Annotated in this window: 4 protein-coding genes; 3 read left to right on the top strand and 1 reads right to left on the bottom strand. The window is 47.3% G+C overall.

Going from position 1 to position 7,117, the window contains the following annotated elements:
• Nucleotides 1-531: 531 nt before the first annotated feature.
• Entirely contained in the window at nucleotides 532-2,418 is a 1,887-nt protein-coding gene (ftsH2, locus tag J0895_RS15640) for an ATP-dependent zinc metalloprotease FtsH2 (RefSeq protein WP_207088976.1), read from the top strand.
• A gap of 239 nt (nucleotides 2,419-2,657) precedes the next feature.
• On the opposite strand, the gene J0895_RS15635 is transcribed toward ftsH2, so the two are convergent.
• Entirely contained in the window at nucleotides 2,658-3,152 is a 495-nt protein-coding gene (locus tag J0895_RS15635; RefSeq protein WP_207088975.1) for a universal stress protein, read from the bottom strand.
• A gap of 405 nt (nucleotides 3,153-3,557) precedes the next feature.
• Between J0895_RS15635 and J0895_RS15630 the strand changes: the two genes are divergently transcribed.
• Both J0895_RS15630 and J0895_RS15625 read left to right on the top strand, forming a co-directional pair.
• Nucleotides 3,558-3,890 (top strand): hypothetical protein, encoded by a 333-nt coding sequence (locus J0895_RS15630; protein WP_207088974.1) that lies wholly within the window; start codon nucleotides 3,558-3,560, stop codon nucleotides 3,888-3,890.
• A 705-nt stretch (nucleotides 3,891-4,595) separates the two neighbouring features.
• Nucleotides 4,596-6,608, top strand: coding sequence for a ShlB/FhaC/HecB family hemolysin secretion/activation protein (locus J0895_RS15625; RefSeq protein ID WP_340643531.1), 2,013 nt, complete (start codon nucleotides 4,596-4,598; stop codon nucleotides 6,606-6,608).
• The last annotated feature ends 509 nt before the right edge of the window (nucleotides 6,609-7,117 follow it).

Here is a 7,117-nt window from a genome sequence, read left to right as displayed (position 1 = left end):
TGATACATGATTCTAAGATGGGCGCATTCCGGTGCGCCCATTTTTACTGTCTGGAGCAATTGTAGCAATTGTAGCAATTGTAGGGTGGGCACTGCCCACCTGCACTTCAAGGTGGGCAGTGCCCACCCTACAATTGCTCAGAGTAAGTAGCGTGGGCAGTGCCCACCTACTCAGGAGAGGGCCAAATTGTGAAATTGTCTTAACATAACTTAAACTTAAAGAACGGTTTTCCGAACCATTCCGCAAATCGGCGGAGTAACTGAGTCGTCGGTTTACCTGATTCTGAGCGGTTTTTACCGATTTTTAGGCAAGTCAGTTGCATCGATCCTGATAATTAAGTTAAATTTGATTAAGATTCTGATCGGGATGGACGGTTTTACTTTATACCCGAACTCCACCCCCAAGGGGAGGGGCCGAAAGTGGAAAAAAGAGAACCCCCCGACTGCCCTCAATCAACTCGCTTGGGTTGAATTACACCCAATTTGCTTTTAATCTCATTGTCTGAATTTGTACTAGAGGCCACCGCATCCTATGAAATCTTCCTGGAGAATAATTTTACTGTGGGCATTACCTGCATTAGTAATCGCCTTTTTCGTTTGGCAGGGAGTATTTTCCTCCCCGGCCATGAATACGGGAAATAATGCCGCCAATACTCGCATGAGCTACGGTCGGTTTTTGGAATACCTAGACGCCGATCGCGTAACCAACGTAGATTTGTATGAAGGTGGCCGGACGGCGATCGTTGAAGCGATCGATCCCGATCTAGACAACCGAGTGCAGCGTTTGCGAGTCGATTTGCCAGGAAATGCTCCCGAACTGATCGCCCGCCTCAGAGAGTCCAATATCAGTTTTGACTCTCATCCCATCCGCAATGATGGAGCAATCTGGGGACTATTGGGCAATTTAATTTTCCCCGTCCTGTTGTTAGCGGGCTTATTCTTCCTCTTCCGTCGTTCCAGCAATGTTCCTGGGGGTCCAGGACAAGCCATGAACTTCGGCAAATCCAAAGCTCGTTTTCAGATGGAAGCGAAAACTGGGGTGATGTTTGACGATGTGGCAGGCATTGAAGAAGCCAAAGAAGAATTACAAGAAGTCGTTACGTTCCTGAAAAAACCCGAACGGTTTACTGCCGTCGGTGCGAAAATTCCCAGAGGCGTGCTGTTGATTGGACCTCCGGGAACCGGGAAAACCTTACTCGCTAAGGCGATCGCCGGAGAAGCGGGCGTCCCCTTCTTCAGCATCTCCGGGTCTGAATTTGTGGAAATGTTTGTCGGGGTCGGTGCTTCCCGCGTCCGGGACCTGTTCAAAAAAGCCAAAGAAAATGCCCCTTGTATCATTTTCATTGATGAAATTGACGCAGTAGGTCGTCAACGGGGTGCAGGAATCGGCGGTGGTAACGATGAGCGCGAACAAACCCTCAACCAACTCCTGACGGAAATGGACGGATTTGAGGGCAACACGGGCATCATTATTATTGCAGCCACCAACCGTCCCGATGTCTTGGATTCGGCTCTGTTGCGTCCGGGTCGTTTCGATCGCCAAGTTACGGTGGATGCACCAGATATCAAGGGTCGTCTGGAAATTCTCAATGTCCATGCTCGAAATAAGAAGTTATCGGATCAAGTCTCTTTAGAGGCGGTCGCCCGTCGGACTCCCGGTTTTACCGGCGCAGACTTAGCTAACTTGCTCAATGAAGCGGCTATTTTAACGGCACGTCGGCGCAAGGAAGCCATTACCATCCTGGAAATTGATGATGCCGTAGACCGGGTTGTAGCCGGAATGGAAGGCACTCCCCTGGTGGATAGCAAGAGTAAGCGCTTGATTGCCTATCACGAAATTGGTCATGCGATCGTCGGGACCTTGGTCAAGAACCATGACCCGGTGCAGAAAGTTACCTTGATTCCCCGGGGACAGGCACAAGGTTTGACTTGGTTTATGCCGAATGAAGATCAAATGCTGATCTCTAAATCCCAGTTAATGGCCCGGATTATGGGGGCCTTGGGGGGACGTGCGGCTGAGGAAGTCATTTTTGGCGATTCAGAAGTGACGACAGGGGCCGGAGGTGACTTGCAACAGGTAAGCGGAATGGCGCGTCAGATGGTGACTCGCTTCGGGATGTCCGATTTGGGTCCGATGTCTTTGGAAACCCAACAAGGGGAAGTGTTTTTAGGTCGCGATTTAATGACGCGATCGGAATATTCTGACGAAATTGCTTCTCGTATTGATGCACAAGTGCGCTCCATTGTGGAACATTGTCATGATGAAGCCAAGCGCATTATCCGGGAAAATCGGATCGTGATTGACCGCTTGGTCGATATTCTGATTGAAAAAGAATCCGTAGATGGCGAAGAGTTGCGTCAAATTGTGGCGGAATACACGACGGTTCCAGAAAAAGATCTGTTTGTGCCAATTTTGTAAGGGATTTTAGGGGATACGGTTCGGGTTATTTTAACCCGTTCCCTTGGACTTAAATCCAAAAGGAGGGGGTAAAATGCCCCCTCCTTTTTTTGTTGATACTTCATCGTTTTTATATGAATGGCTTGTTCAGATAACCTTTTAAAAATGGGCGAAAGTGTTTAGAGTTTCTACCTTTTAAGGGGGAGAGATTTTAAGCCCTATCCTAATAAAAAAGATGAGGTATGATGGTTGAGCTTTGCTTAGGATACGGGTAACGCACCTTGGACAATTAGAACCGAACAAGGTGCGTTATGGGTAATGTAGTTACTGACGCTGCCTAAAAAGAGTTCGGTCATGCCTTTGCGACCTCTGCGGCCTACTACAATTAAGTTGGCGCCCCAGCTTTTGGCTAACTCACAAGAGAGGACACCGGGATCGCCAACGCTATGATGGCAGATGGTGGGGATATTCCTGGTCATTGCCATTTCAGCATATCCCTGGAGTATTTCTTTGGTTGTTCGGACTTGCGCTTCGAGTCGTTGTTGTTGAAGTTCGGGGATTTCTCGTCCTATCGATGGACTTAATCCCATGCCGGTCCCCACCATCGGCGAGAGCTCGGCCAGGACTTCGACTTGAATGGCATGAAATAGCATCAGTTCTGCTTTTTCTTTTTCTGCTAAATCGATCACCTGATTGATGACAAAATCAGATTGGGGTGAACGATCAATCGCGACCAGAATTTTATGATAAGTCATGGGGAATTCTCCAAGTGTCGTTACTGGGGCGATCGCCCCAGGGAATCGGCTTCTTTTCAAGGTAACCCGATGATGAGGTTCGGCGCATCTTCTCCCAGGGCGATTTTTTGTTTTAGCCAGCGATTGCTTTCCCCGTTCCTCAGCTTACCCCTATTATCCTTTCTTTATCACTTTTCAGCTATTTTGTCAAGTAAAAATGGTGATTGTATTCCTGACTCGGGGGTATTGTTTCCTCAAATCATAGCGACAGTCGGGGCTTCAAAAAACTTAAGGGAAAAGCAGACAAATTGGGCGAATTTATACACAAATTATACAGACCGCAAACGCGATCGCAAACATCGGGATGATAAATTGAAAATTAAGTTCAGATTTCCCCCAATTCAAGACAAATTTTAAAGATTTGTGATGGAGAGTAAAGATATGTTACCGGATCAGGTTTGCAACTCCGATACCCCTTCCACCCCACTCCTCGTTGATTCTCAGTTGTTAGGCTTATGGTTTTCCAGAGGGAATCCGTGGAGTCGGGGAATTCAAGAAGACGGCTTGAACAAGCTGGTGGCTCCGGTTCAAGACTATAAAAAAAGCCAATTCCCCTCAAATTTTACCCTATTTTTGGCTTGGGTATTTTTATTCATAACCGTAGCTGCTATGTTAGCTCCTATCTCTAATTTTTGGGGCCAAGATCCTTACTCCAAGGAAATGGAACCCGAACAAAGTGCGTTTACAGTTCCGGAATAAATGCCATGAACCGTCCATAACCAATGAATTCAAATCTGATAAGCATGGGATTTGATAACAATAATGACGGGGTTATGAGAATATTTTTTTGAATTAAATTCTCGGGAAAAAAGTAGATAATTTTAATTAAACCGCCGATGGATTGGCGGGGATGACTGACCGTTATATAATGACGGGAGATTGATGACGCTCAGAAGTTCAAGTAACAAACCAGCCCGGGCTACCCTCTGTATCGGTGAAATTGAATCCAATCGCAACAATTTGATACCTGGATTATTCCACCGCTCAAACCCAGCTAGGTAGCCCACAACCTTGAAAAGTTTACCCTAGGCACTTTGAGCCAGCAAGGCGATCGCCGACAGCAAGGGGCTGTTAATCTCCAGAAACCAAAGTCACTCCGAGTTTTACTCGGGCAGCAATACAGAGCAGCAGTTGCCACCAAAAACATCGACAATTGAGGCGGAAACTCGGTTTTTGCCTCAATTGAGGTGATTTCATGCTTTGTCAACCGGGAGTCTCATAGAGTTAGGATGGTTTTCGACCCTAGGATCTCTTGCCGATGGCAAAATCAATAGATACACTGGCATTTGGAGCTGCCGCAGTTTCACGGGTTAAGGTACCAAGGGAGTTAAACAATAAATGCTCTGGAAGCTCAGGCTATTATATCAAGTGGGTTGGCATGGTGATTGTTCGATGCAGAAGAATATGATATTAAACGTTCTGCAGTATGGGGTTTCCATTCCAGTATTTTTGGCGATCGCCAATTTGTTCGGGGGTCAAGCAATAGCCTCCGTCATCGAGCCCTTATTAACCGGGGAATCAGCAGATTTTCTGACCCTAGATTCCCAGGAAACAGCTAGGGAAAAAGCCATCAACAGTCGCGATCGATTCCAGATATTTAGAACTCAGGGAAAAGAAGCGGATCAGACAACCACTCCTGGGGAATTCGGAAATTTTGGGCTGCTAGAGGATTGGGAAACGAGTTGCGATCGCCCCTGTGATGATGACAGTCTGGAGACCAATTTACAGAGCATTCCATCTCCAGAGCAACCCACTGTATTGAGCGTCGGAATGCCAGCGGCGATCGCCCAAACTACTCCCCCATCACCTCCCACCCAAGAGCCATTACCCCCCCTACCTGACGTCCAGCCGACACCTCCAGAAGAGGAGCAACCGCCGGTGTTAACTCCCCCAGAAGAACAACCCTCCCCAGAAGAATCTCCCGATGTAGCAATTCCCATTCGCCAGGTGAACGTGACGGGTTCTACCGTACTCACCGATACAGAAATTCAAACCATTGTTGCTGAAGTTGAAGGGCAAACCGTTTCCCTCGATCGCCTCCGACAAGTTGCAGATCAAATCACCCAAATTTATCTCGATCGCGGTTATATCACCTCTCGCGCTGTGCTCGGGGATCAAGTCATCGAGGATGGCATCGTCGAAATTCAAGTCATTGAAGGGACTTTAGCCGCCATTGAAGTCGAAGGGAACAACCGGGTGAGAGACTCCTATATCCGCTCTCGCATCGAACTTGGGGGGGGTGCGCCCTTAAATACTGCCCGATTGGAAGATCAGTTGCGGTTGTTGCGTCTCGACCCTTTATTTCAAAATATTGAAGCCAGTTTGCGTGCCGGAGACGAAATCGCCCAAAGTATTCTCACCGTGCGGGTACAAGAAGCCAATCCCTTTGGCTTGAATTTAGGCGTGGATAATTTATCCCCTCCGAGTGTCGGTTCCGAACGCTTAGGGGGAACGGTCCGCTATCGCAACGTGACTGGGTTTGGAGACGAAATTTCCGCGAGTTATTATTGGGGAACCGGAGATTCTCAAATCTACGATCTCAGTTATCGGATCCCAGTTAATGCCATGAATGGAACCCTGGGGTTCCGGGTAGCTCCTAACCAAAATGGCATCATTCAGGATGAGTTTAGAGCGTTGAATATTGAGGGAGAATCCCAACTGTATGAAGTGAGTTTTCGACAACCTTGGGTGCGATCTCCTCGACAAGAATTTGCCACCTCCCTCGGGTTTACCTTCCAGGAAAGTCAAACCTTTGTTGACGGTGAACCGTTTGGGTTTGGCAGTGGTCCTAGCGCCGATGGAATTACCCGGACTAGCACTTTCAAATTAGGCGCGGATTACTTACGCCGGGATGTTCAAGGGGCCTGGTCTGTGCGATCGCTATTGAATATTGGGACTGGTTTATTTGATGCTACTGACAATGACGACTCTATCCCCGATGGACAATTTTTGAGTTGGATTTCTCAGGTGCAGCGAGTGCAACGGTTGGGGGGGTCTCAACTGTTAATTATTCAAGCGGATTTACAGTTAAGTCCCCATAGTTTGCTCTCGTCCCAGCAATTTGTGATTGGGGGGGGACAATCCTTGCGGGGGTATCGTCAAAACGTGCGATCGGGAGATAATGGGTTTCGCTTGAGCGTCGAGGACCGAATTGTGATTCTCCGGGATACCTCTGGAATTCCCATCTTTCAATTCGCCCCATTTTTAGACGTGGGAACCGTTTGGAATCATGTCGATAATCCCAATGAGTTACCGAGACAAACCTTTTTAGCCGGGATAGGAATGGGTGTTCTTTGGCAGATTTTTCCTAGTTTGAATGTGCGGATTGATTATGGACGGCCTATTTTTCAAATTGACGATAAAGGCACGAATGCTCAAGATGAGGGGTTTTATTTTACGGTAAATTATCAACTGTAATCCTATTATTTTGCAGGATTAATAATTATAATTTACATCAATATTGTGGCCGCAAATATTGATGTAGATTGTGTCTAAATTATCCAATTTTTCAAAGTAGCTATGAGTAGGGTGGGCAATGCCCCGTCCGAACAGAAGGACGGGGCATTGCCCACCCTACTCTTGCTCCTCTTGACTCAACCCCTACATCGAACTCACAGTGTCATGAACTAGAGATATTCTACGGACAGCGCTGTCCGTAAACCTAACTGATGAATTAGCGCATCAGTGTACAGCGCTGTCCGTAAACCTAATCGAATATAAGAAACCAGTTTTCAACGCGCTTTCTTTGTTGCTTTCAAGGGCAGAGATTTCCTGTCGATGTACTGGATTGACACTCCCACGTCTAAAGAGCATGGGATTCTTTAAGAGTCCAGAATTTAGACCTTAAGGGCGTAGTCAATGCGCCCCTACCTATTCACGCTCACTGACTCTCGCCATGAGGCTTACGGCTACCTTTTTTAATCTCG

This window comes from Phormidium pseudopriestleyi FRX01 (genome assembly GCF_017313335.1).
GTDB classification, from domain to species: Bacteria; Cyanobacteriota; Cyanobacteriia; order Cyanobacteriales; family Laspinemataceae; genus Laspinema; species Laspinema pseudopriestleyi.
This window is presented reverse-complemented; position numbering and strand designations above follow the sequence as displayed.

Bases quoted from the DNA above. Each gene is read 5' to 3' on its own strand.
- ftsH2 (WP_207088976.1), top strand. From the start codon at position 532: ATGAAATCTTCCTGGAGAATAATTTTACTGTGGGCATTACCTGCATTA.
- J0895_RS15635 (WP_207088975.1), bottom strand. From the start codon at position 3,152: ATGACTTATCATAAAATTCTGGTCGCGATTGATCGTTCACCCCAATCT.
- J0895_RS15630 (WP_207088974.1), top strand. From the start codon at position 3,558: ATGGAGAGTAAAGATATGTTACCGGATCAGGTTTGCAACTCCGATACC.
- J0895_RS15625 (WP_340643531.1), top strand. From the start codon at position 4,596: ATGATATTAAACGTTCTGCAGTATGGGGTTTCCATTCCAGTATTTTTG.